The sequence below is a fragment of the Paenibacillus sp. FSL R5-0341 genome, assembly GCF_037975235.1.
Lineage (GTDB): Bacteria > Bacillota > Bacilli > Paenibacillales > Paenibacillaceae > Paenibacillus > Paenibacillus amylolyticus_A.
Map to the genome: position 1 here is coordinate 5,546,544 of NZ_CP150241.1, position 17,537 is coordinate 5,564,080.

The following is a 17,537-nucleotide window of genomic DNA, read 5'->3' on the forward strand; positions in this document are numbered from 1 at the left end:
CGTTTTCGGTAAGTGCTTACAATAATAAAATTATATGTGATTTCAAAATTTGCGTCAATGCAAATCATCACATCATCCACAAAAAAAAGGCCCTATATAGGGCCTTTCCTTGTGTAACCATGAACCGCAGACAATCCATATTATTTTACGTCTTTGCCTGTCCACAGGGAGACACGTTCCTTAACCCAAACCGTAAATTGTTTCTCCATTTCAACTGCACCTGCTTTGTCCAAATCAGCCAGTAAAGCATCATAGGTTGCATCAAAGTTTGCTGGTGTAGTCAGAACAGCTTCCGGAATCCGTTTACGGATGATATCCTGCGTTTTCTGGAAAGTTACCTCATAGTCTGTACCGGAAGGTACTGACATGTTATAAGCTGCGCCCCAATCCTTGACTGGCAGATCTTCTTCAGCCGGATAGAACTCTTTCCAAGTCGTGATACCATAAGCTTTCAGCGTTTCTTTCTCTGCAGCCGTGTAACCAGCTACAATCTGTTCAGGGAAGTTCGTTGTATAGTAGTTATCCGTAGAATCTTTTACACCGTCACCGTATCTTGCACTAAATACGTTATACATCCCAATTCCTGTTTCTTTGCTGAAATTGGAGTTGTCATTTGTTTTACGATCTTGAACTTCATCTGGGATAACCCGTTGACCATCCTCGACGTTATAGTGTTCGCCTTCAAGACCCCAGTTTCTCAATACTTGGCCTTCATCGGAAGCAAGCCAATCCATGAATTTGATGATACGCACTGGATCTTTGGCAGAAGTTGTGATCCCGATGCCATAACCGTCAAATCCGGCTGGTTGGAACGTATGATCCACAATTTCGTCGTTAAGGGATACGGAGAAGTGAGCATATGTGGCGTCATCCTTGCCCGATGATTTAAGCGCGTTCTCCGCTTCTTGATAATTCCACTCTTGGTCAATCAGACCGAGGACACGGCCACTGGCAATTTTGGACTTATATTGGTCATCCTTTTGAACAAATGCATCTTTGTCCAGTAGGCCTTCATTATACATTTTGTTCAACCAACGGAAATATTCTCTTTCCTCTGGACGTTTGTAGTGCAGCTTAGCTTCATACGTTTCAGGGTCAATGTAATACTCACCATCATCCGGTGCGCCTGTTGCCTGGAAAGCTGGGTTTGTTACCGTGATCATGATCTTCCAGTCATCTGCATTTAATGTCAATGGAATGGTTGGCTGACCATCAATCGTTGGGTGTTTTTCATAATAAGCTTTAAGTACGTTCTCGTAATCCTCAAGTGTTTTCACTTCAGGGTACCCAAGCTCTTTCAAGACTCTTTGCTGAATTTCGAATCCACCTGTAGCGTCAAACGTAACATTATCGACACCCATATTGGTTGGAATGGTATATATCGCTTGATCTTCAAGACTGTATTTCAAACGGTTCATCTGTTCTCCATAGATTTTTTTCAAATTGGGAGCATGCTCCTCAATCAAATCCGTGAGATCCAGCATCGCGCCTGCATCCACAAGCTTAGATAAGTTACCTTTAGGGTAGATCATATCAGGAAAGTCACCACTGGCAGCCATAAGCGCAATCTTCTGGTTACCACCATCGTTTACATCATACTCTGCTTCAATGGTAACGCCTGTTTGCTCCGTTATCTTTTTACCAACAGCATCTTGCATCTTGTTCCAGGTTGGACTAGCATCCGCCCCGAAGAATGTAACTGTGATCGGTTCGGTTCCGCTGGACTCCGAAGTCTCTTTGGTTCCCGAATTCCCACAACCAGCTGTGACCAACATTGCACTTGCGAGCATCAACATTGCAAACGTCTTGGGTGTATTACCTTTCATTTTGCCTCTCATTGTCTAGTTCCCCCTATTATTTATGAAGGTTTTATCTGTATAACAGGCTTTATGCCTGAGGATACCACTTTTTTTGAATGCGCTTTCGATACAGTCCATTATGGTTTTTTGTAAAGCTAGCATCTCAATCGGTTTAAGGCGATAAAACATTCTACTAACAAGCATAAAACGTTTTCGTAATAACTATAAAACGCTTACTGAAAGTGCTTACATGATAGATTATATGCTATCCACCACCCTACGTCAACAACAAAAAAAGCCCTTTCTCAAGGGCTTTTTTTGAAATGAAAACCATTAGCTTTTATGCCTCGTTTTCAATCTTATTTCACATCTTTTCCAGTCCATAGCGCAACACGTTCTTTGATCCAAACGGTATATTGTTTCTCCATTTCTACCGCACCCGCTTTATCGAGTTCAGCTAGGAGACTATCATATACGCTGTCGAAGTTCTCCGGTTTGGCAAGGATGGCTTCTGGAATCCGTTTACGGATGATGTCCTGCGTTTTCTGGAATGTTACGTTGTAATCCGTGTCAGAAGGTACAGGCATGTTATATGCTGCGCCCCAATCTTTCAGCTTCAGTTCATCTTCGGAAGGATAGAAATCTTTCCATGTTGTAATACCATATGCTTTCAATGTTTCCTTCTCTGCTGGTGTGTAACTTGCTTGGATCTGTTCAGGGAAGTTCGTTGTGTAGTAGTTATCTGTAGCATCTTTTACACCATCACCGTATCTTGCGCTGAAAATATTGTACAATCCAACTCCTGTTTCTTTGGTGAAGTTCGAGTTGTCATTCGTTTTGCGTTCCTGAACGTCGTCAGGGATGACACGTTTGCCATTTTCAACGTTGTAGTGTTCGCCTTCAATACCCCAGTTTCTCAACACTTGACCTTCATCGGAAGCAAGCCAATCCATGAATTTGATGATACGTACCGGATCTTTGGCCGAAGTTGTGATCCCGATACCATATCCGTCAAATCCAGTTGGTTGGAACGTATGATCCACAATGTCCTTGTTCAGGGACACGGAGAAGTGAGCATATGTGGCATCATCTTTCCCCGCTGCTTTGAGAGCATTCTCAGCTTCACCATAGTTCCAGTCCTGGTCAATCAGACCGAGTACACGACCACTGGCAATTTTGGATTTGTATTGATCATCCTTTTGCACAAAAGTATCTTTATCCAGCAATCCTTCATTATACATTTTGTTCAACCAACGGAAATATTCTTTCTCCTCAGGACGTTTGTAGTGAAGCATTGCTTCATACGTTTCAGGGTTAATGTAATATTCACCATCATCCGGTCCACCTGTTGCCTGGAAGGCAGGGTTCGTTACCGTGATCATGATCTTCCAGTCATCTGCATTCAATGTCAGCGGAATGGTTGGTTGACCATCAATCGTTGGATGTTTTTCATAATACGTTCTAAGAACGTTTTCGTAATCCTCAAGTGTCTTCACTTCAGGGTATCCGAGCTCTTTCAAGACTCTTTGCTGAATTTCGAAACCGCCACCTGCATCAAATGCAACGTTATCTACACCCATATTTGTTGGGATAGCATAGATCGCCTGATCGTCCAGACTGTATTTCAAACGATTCATCTGCTCGCCATAGATTTTTTTCAGGTTTGGTGCATGTTCCTCAATCAGGTCAGTCAGGTCCAGCATTGCGCCTGCATCCACTAGCTTCGACAAGTTACCTTTAGGAAAGATAATATCAGGGTAATCACCGCTGGCAGCCATCAAAGGAATCTTTTGGTCACCACCATTATTCACATCATACTCTGCTTCAATTGTAACACCTGTTTGTTTGGTGATCTCTTGGCCCACTGCATCTTTCATGTTGTTCCAACTCGGACTTGCATCTGCACCAAAGAATGTAAAGGTTACCGGGGTGGTCGTATCTCCAGAATCAACCGGCTTTTCTGAAGCGGTAGTTCCTCCTCCACTGCCGCTGCATCCTGCTGTAATTGCAAGAGCACTGGCTAACAGAAGCATTGCAAATGTTTTTGGTGTTTTGCCCTTCATGTGTAATCCCCCTTATGGATATAATGAAGCTGTATATTTGTATAACAGGCTGACCTGCACATACCGTGACCAGATGAAACAAATGTAACTATTTTGTTTATCTAACATTAAAAGCGCTTTCTTCATACCGGTGAATGGATCTTGCATCACCTTAATTCACTCGTCATCCTCTAAGTTGCCTTTGAACGAATAGGACAGAATGTATGTCGTTTTCCCTGATGTACAAGCAAATGTAAGTGCTTTCATAATTGAATAATAATACCTCCAATAGTCCTTGTCAATAGCGAATATTCAAAATTGAAAACGTTTTTTAGAAAACGTTTTAGACATAAAAAAGAACCCGGTTTCCCGGGTTCTTTCTCTGTTTGAATCTGACCTGAAACGTACTTATTTAGCCTCTTCACCGCTCCACAGTTGGACACGGTTTTGTACGAGCTCTGTATATTGTTTCTCCATATCCTCTGCTCCTGCTTGGTTCACTTCTGCAATCATGCCGTCATAGATGGCATCGAATTGTTCAGGAGTACTCAGAATGGCCTCCGGTATACGTTTCCGGATGATATCCTGTGTTTTCTTGAAGATAACGTTGTAGTTAGAATCACCTGGTGTTGGCAAATTGTATGCTGCTCCCCATGGTTTGATTGGGAACTCATCTTCACTTGGGAACAGGTCTTTCCACGTAGTAGCACCATATGCTTTGAGTGTTTCTTTCTCTGCATCGGAATAGGCTGCTACGATCTGTTCAGGGAAATTCGTAGTATAGTAGTTATCCGTTGAATCCTTCACACCATCTCCATAGTGACCGGACATATTGGTGTACAGTCCAATACCCGTTTCTTTCTGGAATACGGCTGCATTATTGGTTTTTTGGTCTTGAATGTCGGCAGGAATCACACGTTTGCCGTCCTTCACTTCATACTGCTTGCCTTCAATTCCCCAGTTCATCAGTACTTGCCCTTCTTCAGAAGCCAGGTAATCAAAGAATTTGATCGTACGAACCGGATCAGGATTCGATGTTGTAATCCCTACACCCCAACCGGACACAAAACCAGGGTCTTGGAAGGCATGATCCTTGATATCCTCGGACAGGGTTACCGGGAAGTGTGAATACGTTGCTTCCGTCTTGCCTGCAGATTTCAATGCATTTTCTGCATCGGAATAACCCCAATCCTGGTCAATGACACCAAGAACACGTCCACTTGCAATTTTGGATTTGTATTGGTCTGTTTTTTGGATGAAGCTGTCCTGATCCAGCAATCCAGTGTTATACATATGGTTCAACCATCGGAAGTACTCTTTTTCCTCTGGACGTTTGTAATGCAGACTTGCTTCATATGTCTCTGGATCGATGTAGTATTCACCGTCATCGGGTGCACCTGTTGCCTGGAAGGCCGGGTTCGTCACGGTAATCATGATTCTCCAATCATCCGCGTCCAGTGTTAAAGGGATGGTTGGCTGACCATCAATCGTTGGGTGTTTCTCTTTGTACGCCTTCAATACATTCTCGTAATCCTGAAGTGTACGTACTTCCGGGTATCCGAGTTCTTTCAATACACGGTGTTGAATACCAAATCCGCCACCTGCATCAAAGTACTTTTGGTCTACCGCATAATACGTTGGCAGCACATAAATAGCCTGATCTTCATTACTGTATTTCAACCGGTCCATGTAATTACCATACAGCTTTTTCAGATTGGGAGCATATTGGTCGATCAGATCTGTCAGATCGAGCATTGCCCCGGCATCCACCAGTTTGCTAAGTTCTCCTTTGGGTGACACGATATCCGGATAGTCTCCGCTCGCTGCCATTAAGGATATCTTATCCTGACCACCACTAACGGCAAATTCACCGTTAAGGGTTATCCCTGTTTTTTCTGTAAGGACTTTGCCGACTTCATCCTTCATGCCATTCCAGTTCGGACTGGGATCGACACTAAAAAAGTCGAAAGTAAGTGGAGTTGTCTCTGCGCTTGTATCCTTGAAGGACGTATCACCGCCGCTTCCTCCACCACAACCTGCGAGCAAAGACATCGCAAGCACTGGAGCCAGTGCAATCTTCATTTTGGAACTTGCCATAATGGTAATCCTCCCTGTTTCATATGTCTGTTTTGTCCGGGACTTTTTTGTCCCTGTCTATAGCCTCATGAATACCACACCGCAGCCCTATACGGTGAAGCGCAGACCACATGGCTGCGCTTCGGGTATCCTGATGCTTCATTTGTAGGTGTACGGCCGCTCTATGTGGCAGCCTGTACAAGCTTGTTTAACCTTTTACTGCGCCCAGTGTCATACCGCCAACAAAGTACTTTTGAAGGAATGGATATACAATGAGGATTGGAACCGTTACAACGATCGTAATCGCCATTTTGATCGATTCCGGTGAAATCTGTGTCATTTGCTGCGCCATATCATTGGCATTTCGTCCAGCACCTGAGCCCTGCTGTGTACTCTGCAATACTTTCATCAGCTCATATTGGAGCGTGGTCAAATGTGCCTTTGAACCATTATACAGGTACGTATCAAACCACGCATTCCATTGACCTACAGCCAGGAACAATGCGATGGTAGCAAGCACTGGTTTACACAGTGGCAAGATGATTCTGTAATAGATTGTAAAGTCATTCGCTCCGTCCAGCTTCGCAGATTCCTGCAATGAGTATGGCAGGCCATCAATGAATGAACGGATGATGAACACGTTAAATGCACTGATCATGCCAGGCAATACATATACCCAGAATGTACCGATCAGGTTCAAGTCACGCATCAGAATGTACACCGGAATCAGACCACCGGAGAAATACATCGTGAGCGCAAGCGTTGTGGAAACAAATTTTCTAAGTCCAAAATCAGGTCTGCTCAGTGTAAAGGCAATCATGGATGAACTGATCAATCCGAGCACGGTACCTACAAGTGTACGCAGAATGGAGATCTGCAAACCTTGTAGCAATCCATCATATTGGAAAATCGTTTTGTAGTTCTGTAATGTGAATTCGCGAGGCCACAAGTAAATTCCGCCACGTACTGTATCTGTCGAGTTATTGAGTGAGATGGCTAGTACGTTAAGGAATGGATAAAGTGTTACAACCAGCACCATGGTCATCGCGAGGATGTTGAATATATCGAACAGTTTATCGCCCCGAGTAGCATTGAATGCTTTGTTCGCCATAATGTCGTCCCCTCCCTACATGATGCTTTCTTTTGTGAATTTTTTGAACAAGCCGTTCGCAGTAAACAGAAGGATGATACTGACAACGGAGTTGAATATACCTATGGCTGTACCATATGAGAATCGTCCCATATTCAAACCATAATTGAGCGCGTATAGATCAAGTACTTCCGAGTAGTCTGTGACCAGACTGTTGCCAAGCAAGAACTGCTTCTCGAAACCGATACTGATAAGATGTCCAATTGACATGATGAAAAGTACGGAAATCGTGGTCCGTATGCCAGGCAGCGTAATGTGCCACATCTGTCTCCAACGGTTGGCTCCATCTACACGGGAAGCTTCATACAGCTCATTGTCGATACCTGTAATCGCCGCCAGATAGATGATGGCATTCCAACCAGTTTCTTTCCACATATCTGAAGCGGTTACAATGTACCAGAACAAGTTCCCCTTAGCCATGAATTGAATCGGCTGATCAATAATGTTCAGGCCTACCAAAAGATCATTGATAATCCCTCCATCGGTGGAGAGCATCTTCGTAATGATCCCGGCTACAACAACCCAGGATACAAAGTGAGGCAGATATGATACCGTTTGCACGGCACGCTTGAAGAACATGCCTCTCATTTCATTCAGGAGAATAGCGAAGAATATCGGCACGATAAAACCAACAACTAGTCCCATCAAGCTCATTGCAAGTGTATTTCGAAGTACCAGATAGAAACGATCATCACTGAACAGCTCTACAAAGTGTTTAAAACCAACCCACTCTTGATCACCAAATGATCTGGCAGGTTTATAGTTTTGGAAAGCCATCGTCCATCCCCATAGTGGCAGATAGTTAAATACGAAAACCCAAGCTACGAATGGCAATGACATGAGATAGAGATATTTCTGCTGCTTCATTCTGTCCCAAATTCCGTTCCGCCGATTCTTTAAAGGCGGTTTGGGGTCACTGCTTCTGTTCGCGGAAGCGGATTTTTTTGTTAGCGTTTCCATCTCCGTTCCCCCTCCTCTGTTTTATAAAATAATCATACTCGATAGAGCGTTTTCAAAATACCATCTGGATTTTAGAGAAAATCATATAAAAATTAGATATAGACATATATAATCAGACATAAATTAGTTAAAATCAGTGATAAATTCTACTTCTAAATGAAATAAAAGTAATATAAAGGTAAAATATCATCTAAAACGGTAAATATCGAAAACGTTTTATAGTAATCGTTTACTTCAATTACATGGCATACAAAAAGGACCCTTTCGGGTCCTTATGATTACAATGTAAATTGAATGGTTTGCAGTTTAGCAATCCCAAGCAGTTGCCCAACAGAAATGGAGGTTGCCGGTTGAAAGTGATCTCCATGCAGATATGAAAGGATCTCCTGAAATAAGTAGGCGACTTCCGGACGCTTCATTAACGACAGGTTAGTAAAAGGAAATGAGGATACCAAAACCCTACCTTTCCCTACTTTTACCTCAAAAGCATAAGCGAGTCGTTTAGCCCGATGGAAATGGTCCACCACTTCAATTAGTGGCTCAACACCGTGCAACGTATCCAAACATATCGCCGGCGTACCGTTCACCAGGTGATACCAATGCCAGTCCGAGGCCCCATCCTGCGGGAAGGAGCCCAATAGTGGTACCTGATCCCTCAAAACCATGCCCATCGTTGCACCAGGCTGTGTCGCGAACATCAGGTAATTCCAGAATACAGGCAGGTACTTGGTCTCCACTGAATCATATAGCCCCTCTGCCGTTGGCTGTAGCCACACACTCCCCCCATTAACCACATAATCAACGACATTTGGTGTTAACGACTGAACGATCACCAAGTCAATCTCCCTATTTTTCAATAAACGAAATCCATCGATGTGATCTACGCAATCATCATGCGCTTTACCCAGGAATGGCTGCAACTCTGCCACGGTATTCCAGAACCGCTTCGAACCCGGATGGGACTGATAAACAGGAAACGACCAGCCATGCCATACATTGGCTACATGCCTCTCAGCATCACCTGACCGCAGTTCCGCTTCGATCCGAAAAGCAGTTGCTCCTTCACGAGGTGTTGTGGTAACGATGCTTCCCAATGACATGACAGACCCACATTGGATATCTCCGGTTTTCCATTCTCCTTTCGTAAGGATCACATCATCGCTAATCAACTTCCACTGTATGGATGCATCCTTAAGCAAATCTTTACCATAGTGTGATATGCGTACATCGACATGAATAGGTTCTCCGGCGTAGAATGTACGTTCATTGCAGCTTAACAACAGCACCACATCTGCGTTGAACCGCATGAATTCTTCAGGTGTTGTAATGCCTTTGTCGTCCCAGAATACGTCCAGAATGCCCGTCGTAGCATGTCCCTGCCCTGGAAAATCGCGGATGTCCAGCAGCTGCACACCCGCAGCGTCTGGTGTTCGTCGAATCCGCTCCATGGCTTCTTTTAAGGAACGCATCAAATGTGTGCCGGTGGCCTGTTGAAAATGCTCCAGGTCCGCCATCATGCCTTTGTTAGACAACGATTCTTCGATGGGTCCTAACCAGCTAGGACGCAATACGCCAGTATACTTGGCTCGCTCTTGGGGCCTTACATACATGGTGTACTGTGCATGCTCGTGCCCAATGACGGGATGCTCAGCAAGTCGGGTAACCGCATGATAGTCCAGCGTGGTATCCGGCACAGCAGAATATGCGGATTCCAGCGGGGGATGCCAGTTCAACGACTGGATATAATAATCACCTTCCCGCCCTTGCGCCGGAAGCTGTCCAAAACCTGTATTGTCCGTATACAACCGGGTCGGGTCCATATCCCTTGCCCTCGATACCAATGCATTGAGTTCAGGATGGCCATTCGGACCAATCAGTTCATTCCCCATGGAGAACATGACGAATGAAGGATGCCTGTACAGGGATTGCAGCAACCCGTCCAGCTCTTGTGTCAGATAGGACAACACTTCAGCGGGTGCAGACTGATCGGGTTGCTCAAAGAATCGAGACCAATGTGGAAGTTCTGCCTGTACCAACATGCCCTCTTCATCAGCCGCGTCCCAGAACGGTTCTGGCGCGCTCCACCCATGCAGTCGGACGTGATTGAAGCCGTACGATCTGGCGACTTGAAACTGCTGAAGATAATGCTCCTTGTCCCAGGCAGGATAACCCGTCAGTGGAAAGATACAGCAATCAACGTACCCGCGCAGATACACCGGTGTGCCATTCAATACAAGCTGCTTTCCGTTTGTTGCAAATGACCGTACACCGAATGATTGCTGCACCTGGTCCAGTTCCTGTTCACCGTCATGCAGACGGATCACTGCTCTGTATAATTGTGGGAATTCATCCGACCATTTTGCGACAGACTTCTCTATTCCAAGCTCCAATCGCCATTGGTCTATTACACCCTTGCTTTCAGTTGAAACTACGGAGCTTATATCAGCATGCACTGGAGCACTCAGCTCCACATGACAACTGTAACGATCAAGCCATGTGCCGTCCGGATGCTGGATATCCACATGTAATTGCATCGCTCTGGCCGATTCATTCGCGGGAGCGCTTACAGTACAATCAACCAGAATGGCTCCTTTTTCAGCATCTGGTTGAATACGTAACGTCTGTACTCGGGATGGGGGCAGAATGTCCAGATAAACACCACCCGTAATTCCACCCCAGGCTGTGGCCGTATGCAATGAATGAATATGGCTGCCGGCTAGCGGAAGTTTCATCGTATTATCGACCCGGATCTCTATCCAATTCACTTCTCCCTGCTTCAACAGAGAGGTAACATCCCACTCCTGTTGATTCACCAGGCTATCTTGTTGCCCGGCATACTGTCCATTGATCCAAAGATTCGTGGTCCAGCGGACTCCTTCCAATCTGAATACATACTGGCAACCGGAATCGTCTGATGGAACATGAACATCCTGAGCATACCAGGCTGAGCCTTCATACTCACGTACTTTGGTCCAGGTATCGAGTCTTTCGTATTCAGGCTCATCTCCTTACCCTTGCTCTTCCCATGAACCAGGAATCTGAATGGTCTCCCATGATGTGTTTTCACTCCGAGGAGGTGGGGATTTCATTTGTTCAACGAGCTTATCGAACTCCAGATCCAAACGAAACTGCCATATTCCATTTAAGTTCAATGTATGACGTACAGCACCTATATCAGACAAATTCATATCGTATAGCCATCCCTTCATCTGGATTCTTGTAAATCCAGTCTAAGATGTGAAGCATTCCGTGACCATTGCTTATCATGGGAAGTGCATGGACAATATGATGAATCTGGTAAATGTCCAGTAGTCCCGAAAACGTTTTATAAAACAAGCATGGGCAAAGCCCAGCACTTCGTACTTATTCTTCGTTTATATCGGTAGCCGATTCTTTGGAAAGGGATTGCGTCCTTGCTTGTTTGTAAGCGGATGGGGATTCCCCTACATACTTCTTGAACTTACCGTGGAAATAGTCCACGTTCGCATATCCCACTCTCGCCGCGACCTGATGGACCTTCAGTCCTTCATCCAGCAATTCCTTGGCCTTCTCCATACGAACCTTGTCCAGAAATACATTGAAGTACTCTCCTGTATGATTCTTGAACAACTTGCCGAGGTAACTGCTGTTATAGTTAAACACTTCTGCCAGTACTTCGAGCTTGAGATTTTCACCAGGATTACGCTGGATAAATTCAATCATCTGTTTCAGTACAGTATCCTTGCTACCTCCACCCATACGTTGAATAAGTCGATTCAAATGTTCGGCTGCCATCACTTTGAGATCAGACATCGTGAATTGATGATAGACTTCGTTAATCAGAACCGAATGTTCCTGCATAATGGAGTGCATATGTTGATTCGTCGCTGCGAGCTTGTTGATTGCCAGGGAAAATACCTGTGAGAACGCCGTCTTGATCGCTTGCTCTGTTCGATGATATGGTACCAGACGCTCTTCCATCTCACCCAGTACCCGCATGACTGATTCACTACTGCGGATGTCCAACGCATAATACAGCTTGTCCGCGAGTTCTTCCTCATCTGGTTCATGCGTTCCATCCACAGCTTCAACTTCTGGCATAACGCCTTTGCCTTCGCTGCCTTCATTCCATAGAATAATGCGCTGCTCCGTGAACAAGAATCGTTCCCCAAGTGTACGATTGGCCTGAGTGTATGACCGTGCAATCTCAGCTGTAGAATGTACGGGTTCTCCTGCAGCACCATACATGTGAATATCCCATTCTCCAAGTAGTCCTTCTAGCTCAACATAGAGATTCCTTGCAGATGAATCGGATGTGATCGTTTCCTTGCTTAACAGACCCAGACCGGAATGGAAGGAGAATACGATGCCTCGATCTTTCTGGTCAAATGCTTCAATCAGTTTGCGCTTCATGACACTGCCCCGTTGCAGGTCGGGAGCCGAATGCATCTCCAGCAGCACAATCTGATAGTGAGGCCAATGCAGACCCAGGCTATCATCTTCCATGCTGCCAGCACCCTCCAGACTGTCAAAGAGCAAAGCCTCGATCTGATGCTCCCTATAGACGGTATCCTCACCTGCATGACGTGCCATCGTCTCCCGTTCACGGGTCAGGATCGTAGCAATACGCTCCAGCTCGCCAATAATCTCTTCTTCATCCACCGGTTTGAGCAGATACCCATCCACACCGAAACTGATGGCTTTTTTGGCATAATCAAAATCCGCATAACCGCTCAATATCAAAAAGTGCGAATCCGGATGATTCCGGCGCACTTCTTCAATCACATCCAGCCCGGTCATACCGGGCATGCGAATATCAATAATCGTCAGATCAGGCTCCAATTCCTCAAACCGGGAGATGGCCTCGCGCCCGCTGGCAGCTGTAGCAATGACCTGGAATCCGTATTTTTCCCACTCGATAATGGTGGTTAATCCCTCACGGATGCTCGGTTCGTCATCCACCAAAAATACTTTATACATGTTGGTCCCCTCCTGCTGGCAAAGTGAAAGAAACCTCTGTTCCTTCCCCATATACACTCGTAATCTGCAATCCATATGGCTCCCCGTACGTCAGTGTTAAGCGTTGATGTACATTACGCATGCCAATCCGGCTCTTCTCCTGTTCCTCTGGTCCACAGATGAACTGCATCACCTCAGCCAGTCGTTCCGGCGTTATGCCTGCACCATCATCTTCTACACGGATCTGCACAATGTCCTCTACTAAACGAATACTTATATTCACACGAACTGTACCCTCTTTGTTCTCCAGACCATGGACAATCGCATTCTCAACCAGAGGCTGAATAATCAAAGGCGGAATGTACATCTTCTCCACCTCGGGATCGATATGGATCTGGAACGCAAGTCGGTCGCCGTAACGAAATTTCTGAATTTCCAAATAGGAACGTACCATTTCAAGTTCAGCCCGGAAGGTTGTTTTTCCACTGCCAATCTCCAGACTTTTGCGCATCAGCTTGCCCAGCAGCCTGACGATGTTGGCAATCTCTGCTTCGCCCTTAATATGCGCTTTCATGCGAATGGACTCCAAAGCATTAAACAAGAAATGAGGATTGATTTGGCTCGCCATCATTTTCAGTTTAATCTCTTTCTGGGCGATTTCCAATTGATTGTTCTGTTCGGTCGCTTCTACCACCTGTGTCATAAGTTCATTGATGCTTTTCACCATATAGTTAAACTGACGTGACAGTTGTCCGATCTCATCGTTGCCGTCAATTCTCGAAGTCACGTTTAGATCTCCTAATGCAAGCTTATTGAGATGTTTACTCAGCCGCAGCAATCGGTTCGACGTGAGGAACGAGATGATATATACGAATAGCAGGGCGATAACCAGCACAAGGATAATAAAAATCATACCGATCATGCTGACGGTGTTCGCATCTTTGACAATATTTTTGGTAGCAAAAACTGAAATAACCTTCAAGCTGTTCATGCTTGATCCAGGACCCAGCTCATCAATAACAATGTTGGAGGGTTCCCCCTGAAAGTCAGCTTCTATGGTACCTTTTGCCTGATTCTGCAGATCGACGCCAAAATCAAGTTCGTTCAGCGTTTTACCCACCAGCTCTGTATTCTTGGCTGCAACCACATAGCCCTGCTCGTCCGTAATCAACGTCTCGAACTGTTCTTGACGCAACAATCCATTCAGCTCATCCTGATTGATCACAATCATCAGCACACCCTCGGTCCGATATTCGGCAAAAGGTACTTTGCGTACCAGGCTGAGCTTGTGTACAGGATTATCACCCTTGTCCGGAATGTAAAACCACCCGATGCTGGTCGTTTTCAGTGCCTGCTGATACCAGTAACTCTCTTCGGTCTGCTTATCTACAGGAATGAATTCGAGGTTGTTGATCAGTGTCGGATTGGTCGAGTAAAACCGAATGCCGGCGACTTCACGGTACAGACGCCTGTATTCTTGAAAATCTTTGTATGCGAGATAAGCCGAGGTCAGTTGCACAACACTCTCGTACCGTTTGTTCACGATCTCCTTGAGATCCGCATTAAACATTAAAAGGTTGGATATGTCTGTTGGCACACGCAACATGGTCGCCGTCTGGCTCTTGATCTTGTCCACATTGATGATCGTCTGCCCAATCGCATTGTCCAGAGCCTGCTGGCGAAAATAACTGGTCACAGCAAGACCAACGATCAGGACCGGGATCATGACGACCAGTACATAGGAAATGAGCAATTTATGCTTTAATTTTAGATTATTGGTGGTTCGTATCAGCCTTTTAAACATGTCTGCACCTTCCGTCATCTGTATAAGCGCTTACATATAAAGAGCAGGATCAGGATGTTCTGTCCCTTTAATTTATCATACCACATAACCGCCAGAATTCGGATTGTCATTGAACCTCGAACAGAAGAGGCCGCCATTAACATGGCGACCGGGCTTACCAAATTATTTCTGCCGACAGAAGTTTAGTGACTGCTAGATGGGCGGAATCCATATCCTTTGGCACGCCATGCAACAATCAGAGCCACAAGTGATAAAGCCAAGATGGCCCAGTTAAATGACGAAGCTCCCCATTGATTCAGAAGAACACCTCCCACCATTCCCCCAAGGGCAATAGCCAAATTCCAAACGGTTGTATTAATCGGCATGACGAGATCCATACCCTGTTCGCCCGCAGCTTGAGCAAGTGCAGTCTGCAACAGGGTAGCCGCACCGCCAAATGTCAGACCCCACAGGGCAACAGAAGCAAAGACGACAACAACATGCTCACTCCAAAGACCTAATACAAGGGAAACCAAAGCAAAGCCCGCAAGGCTCATCAGAACCAACATACGTAACCACCGATCAATGAACATACCTGTAACCCAAATGCCCACCAATGCCATCAGACCAAATACAAGTAAAATGAGTCCAACCTTGGATTCCAAACCGACATCAGCGAGAAACGGAGCAATATAGGTGTATAAAATATTATGAGCCAACATCCAGGCCAAGACGACAGTCAAAATGGGAATGATACCGGGGGTGAACAGTACTTGCTTGAGCGAGATCCGCTTATCCGCTGACTGCCCCGGATAGTCGGGTACTTTCCATAGCACCCAGAAAATCAGTATCAACGCCAGCAACGACATCAGCCAGAACACCGAGCGCCAGCCCATAAATGAACCGAGCAGCGTACCTGCCGGAACACCAAATGATAAGGCAATCGGCGTTCCAATCATAGCCACAGCCATGCCCCTTCCCTTGAGATGATCAGGTACCATGCGTAATGCATAACCGCCAATCAGGCCCCAAGAGACACCTGCTGCAACACCGGCCAAGAAACGAGCGAAAAGTGTCAGCACATAGTTTGACGAGAGGGCAGTAATGGTGTTGAAGACTAGAAAACCGATAATGGACAGGAGTAAAAGCGGACGACGTCGCCAGCCCTTTGTCAGCACCGCCACAGGTATGGCAGCAACCAGCGACCCAACAGCATAAAAGGTGACAAGCTGCCCCGCCCCTGCCTCAGAGATCTGCAGCCCTTCTTTAATTTGCGGCAGCAGCCCCGCAGGAAGTGTTTCGGTCATAATGGCTATAAAACCCGCCATAGCCAGGGCTAGCAACCCTAACCATGGAAAACGATGAGAAGATATATTCGACATCTGTGCAGCTCCTTTTAAGGTAGTATAGAATAAGTAATCGAATTATGGATCGATCATTCCTTATATTATTCAGACTGTCTCACCTTGTCAATGACTTTTGGATCGATTAGTATATAATTAAGAAAAAAGGGGGAATCTCTTATGGCAAGAACGGGACGTCCGCGCATATTCGATCGGGATGAAGCCCTATTACAGGCGATGATGCTCTTTTGGGAGCAAGGATTCGAGGCCACTTCATTACTTCAGCTTCGAGCAGCCATGGGGGATATTTCAGCAGCCAGCTTCTATGCAGCCTTTGAATCCAAAGAAGCGCTGTATAAAGAAGTGGTAGAACGATATATGGGAACGTTTGGACGTGTCACCGAAAGCTTCTCGGATCTCACGCTGTCACCAAGAGAAGCGATTGAAACAACATTACGAAGTACCGCAAAAATGCAAACAGACACCGCACATCCATCGGGCTGTTTAATTGTGCTGTCAGCCAGCACATGTTCTTCCAAAAACAATCATATCCGTGACATTGCCGCTGAGAAAAGAAAGCTGACTCGTAACCGCCTGCAAGATTGCATCCAGCGTGCAGTAGACGTTGGTGAAATTCCTGCTTCCACGAATGTGGCCATGCTAACCACCGTATTTGATACCTTTATGCAAGGCATCTCTACACAAGCCCGGGATGGCATTCCTTTTGCAACGATCGATCAGGCTATCACGGAATTCATGGGCATATGGAACCTTGTTCAACATCCAGCCTGACTTTATTTACTAGCTGTTGATGGGTTAGAAAAACCAAAAAAGGCACTCCCACGATTGGAAGTGCCTGCTCAGTCTACGATTTACGCATATGCTGTTAAGGACGAGGTGTACTTACCCCATTCAGGATCAGTTTTGGATGAATATCGGCGCTCAGCGAAGCCGAGACTGCACAATATTTCTCTTCGGCCATTTGGATGGCTTTCCAGATACGATAATCCGGAATATCCCCATTGACCTTGAAGATCAGATCAATGGATGTGAATCCTTTAGGCATCTCTTCGCTCCGTGTGCCTTGCGCTTCGATCTCGATCGCCTCAATTTTGTCCAGGAAAGCGTCCAGAATCATCGTGATATCGATTCCCATACAGCCGCCGAGACCAGCGAGTAACAATTCCATCGGGGTCGCACCTTTGCTGTCACCACCATAAGCAGCAGTGGCATCCATGCCAACGGCGTAGCCGGAGGGTCCTTCCGAAGTAAACGCGCGTTTGCCTTTCCATACGGTTGTTACATTCATGATGTTATCCTTCTTTCTCTCAATAGGTTAAGTTCAAGCGAAAAAGATTTGCACTTGCCACTCCGATGACAGAATAACCTTCCGATCGCTGTTATCCCCAGATTTTTTTGATTCCCTTCTTCAATGGGAAAATCAGG

Annotated in this window: 12 protein-coding genes and 1 pseudogene; 1 reads left to right on the forward strand and 12 read right to left on the reverse strand. The window is 45.7% G+C overall.

Going from position 1 to position 17,537, the window contains the following annotated elements; translation table 11 throughout:
- Window positions 1-140 precede the first annotated feature (140 nt).
- From MKX75_RS24960 to MKX75_RS25010, 11 genes and pseudogenes are all read right to left on the reverse strand, one after another.
- A complete protein-coding gene (locus MKX75_RS24960; RefSeq protein ID WP_062836502.1) occupies window positions 141-1,826 on the reverse strand; it encodes an ABC transporter substrate-binding protein in 1,686 nt (561 codons plus the stop codon).
- 332 nt (window positions 1,827-2,158) lie between these two features.
- Window positions 2,159-3,862, reverse strand: coding sequence for an ABC transporter substrate-binding protein (locus MKX75_RS24965; protein WP_145152403.1), 1,704 nt, complete (start codon window positions 3,860-3,862; stop codon window positions 2,159-2,161).
- A 387-nt stretch (window positions 3,863-4,249) separates the two neighbouring features.
- Complete coding sequence (locus MKX75_RS24970; RefSeq protein ID WP_339167283.1) at window positions 4,250-5,938, reverse strand: ABC transporter substrate-binding protein; 1,689 nt, start codon at window positions 5,936-5,938, stop codon at window positions 4,250-4,252.
- Between the two features lie 187 nt (window positions 5,939-6,125).
- Complete coding sequence (locus MKX75_RS24975; protein WP_036606894.1) at window positions 6,126-7,028, reverse strand: carbohydrate ABC transporter permease; 903 nt, start codon at window positions 7,026-7,028, stop codon at window positions 6,126-6,128.
- A 15-nt stretch (window positions 7,029-7,043) separates the two neighbouring features.
- Entirely contained in the window at window positions 7,044-8,027 is a 984-nt protein-coding gene (locus MKX75_RS24980; RefSeq protein WP_036606891.1) for a sugar ABC transporter permease, read from the reverse strand.
- 278 nt (window positions 8,028-8,305) lie between these two features.
- Entirely contained in the window at window positions 8,306-10,759 is a 2,454-nt protein-coding gene (locus MKX75_RS24985) for a glycoside hydrolase family 2 TIM barrel-domain containing protein (RefSeq protein ID WP_339170590.1), read from the reverse strand.
- A gap of 21 nt (window positions 10,760-10,780) precedes the next feature.
- A pseudogene (locus tag MKX75_RS24990) lies at window positions 10,781-10,984 on the reverse strand (sugar-binding domain-containing protein); the annotation flags it as partial.
- Window positions 10,985-11,035: 51 nt separating this feature from the next.
- Window positions 11,036-11,215 (reverse strand): hypothetical protein, encoded by a 180-nt coding sequence (locus MKX75_RS24995; RefSeq protein ID WP_339167285.1) that lies wholly within the window; start codon window positions 11,213-11,215, stop codon window positions 11,036-11,038.
- A 175-nt stretch (window positions 11,216-11,390) separates the two neighbouring features.
- A complete protein-coding gene (locus tag MKX75_RS25000; protein ID WP_339167287.1) occupies window positions 11,391-12,986 on the reverse strand; it encodes a response regulator transcription factor in 1,596 nt (531 codons plus the stop codon).
- Complete coding sequence (locus MKX75_RS25005) at window positions 12,979-14,769, reverse strand: sensor histidine kinase (protein ID WP_062836420.1); 1,791 nt, start codon at window positions 14,767-14,769, stop codon at window positions 12,979-12,981. The genes MKX75_RS25000 and MKX75_RS25005 overlap by 8 nt, the downstream gene beginning before the upstream one ends.
- A 182-nt stretch (window positions 14,770-14,951) precedes the next feature.
- Window positions 14,952-16,130 carry an MFS transporter gene (locus tag MKX75_RS25010; RefSeq protein WP_339167288.1) on the reverse strand — a complete coding sequence of 393 codons (1,179 nt, stop codon included), beginning with the start codon at window positions 16,128-16,130 and terminating at the stop codon, window positions 14,952-14,954.
- Between the two features lie 141 nt (window positions 16,131-16,271).
- Here MKX75_RS25010 and MKX75_RS25015 point away from each other — a divergent pair, with 141 nt between their 5' ends.
- Entirely contained in the window at window positions 16,272-16,883 is a 612-nt protein-coding gene (locus tag MKX75_RS25015; protein WP_339167289.1) for a TetR/AcrR family transcriptional regulator, read from the forward strand.
- Between the two features lie 94 nt (window positions 16,884-16,977).
- Here MKX75_RS25015 and MKX75_RS25020 read toward each other — a convergent pair whose 3' ends face one another.
- Window positions 16,978-17,400: an OsmC family protein gene (locus tag MKX75_RS25020; protein WP_339167290.1), complete on the reverse strand. Its 423-nt coding sequence runs from the start codon at window positions 17,398-17,400 to the stop codon at window positions 16,978-16,980.
- Between the last annotated feature and the right edge of the window lie 137 nt (window positions 17,401-17,537).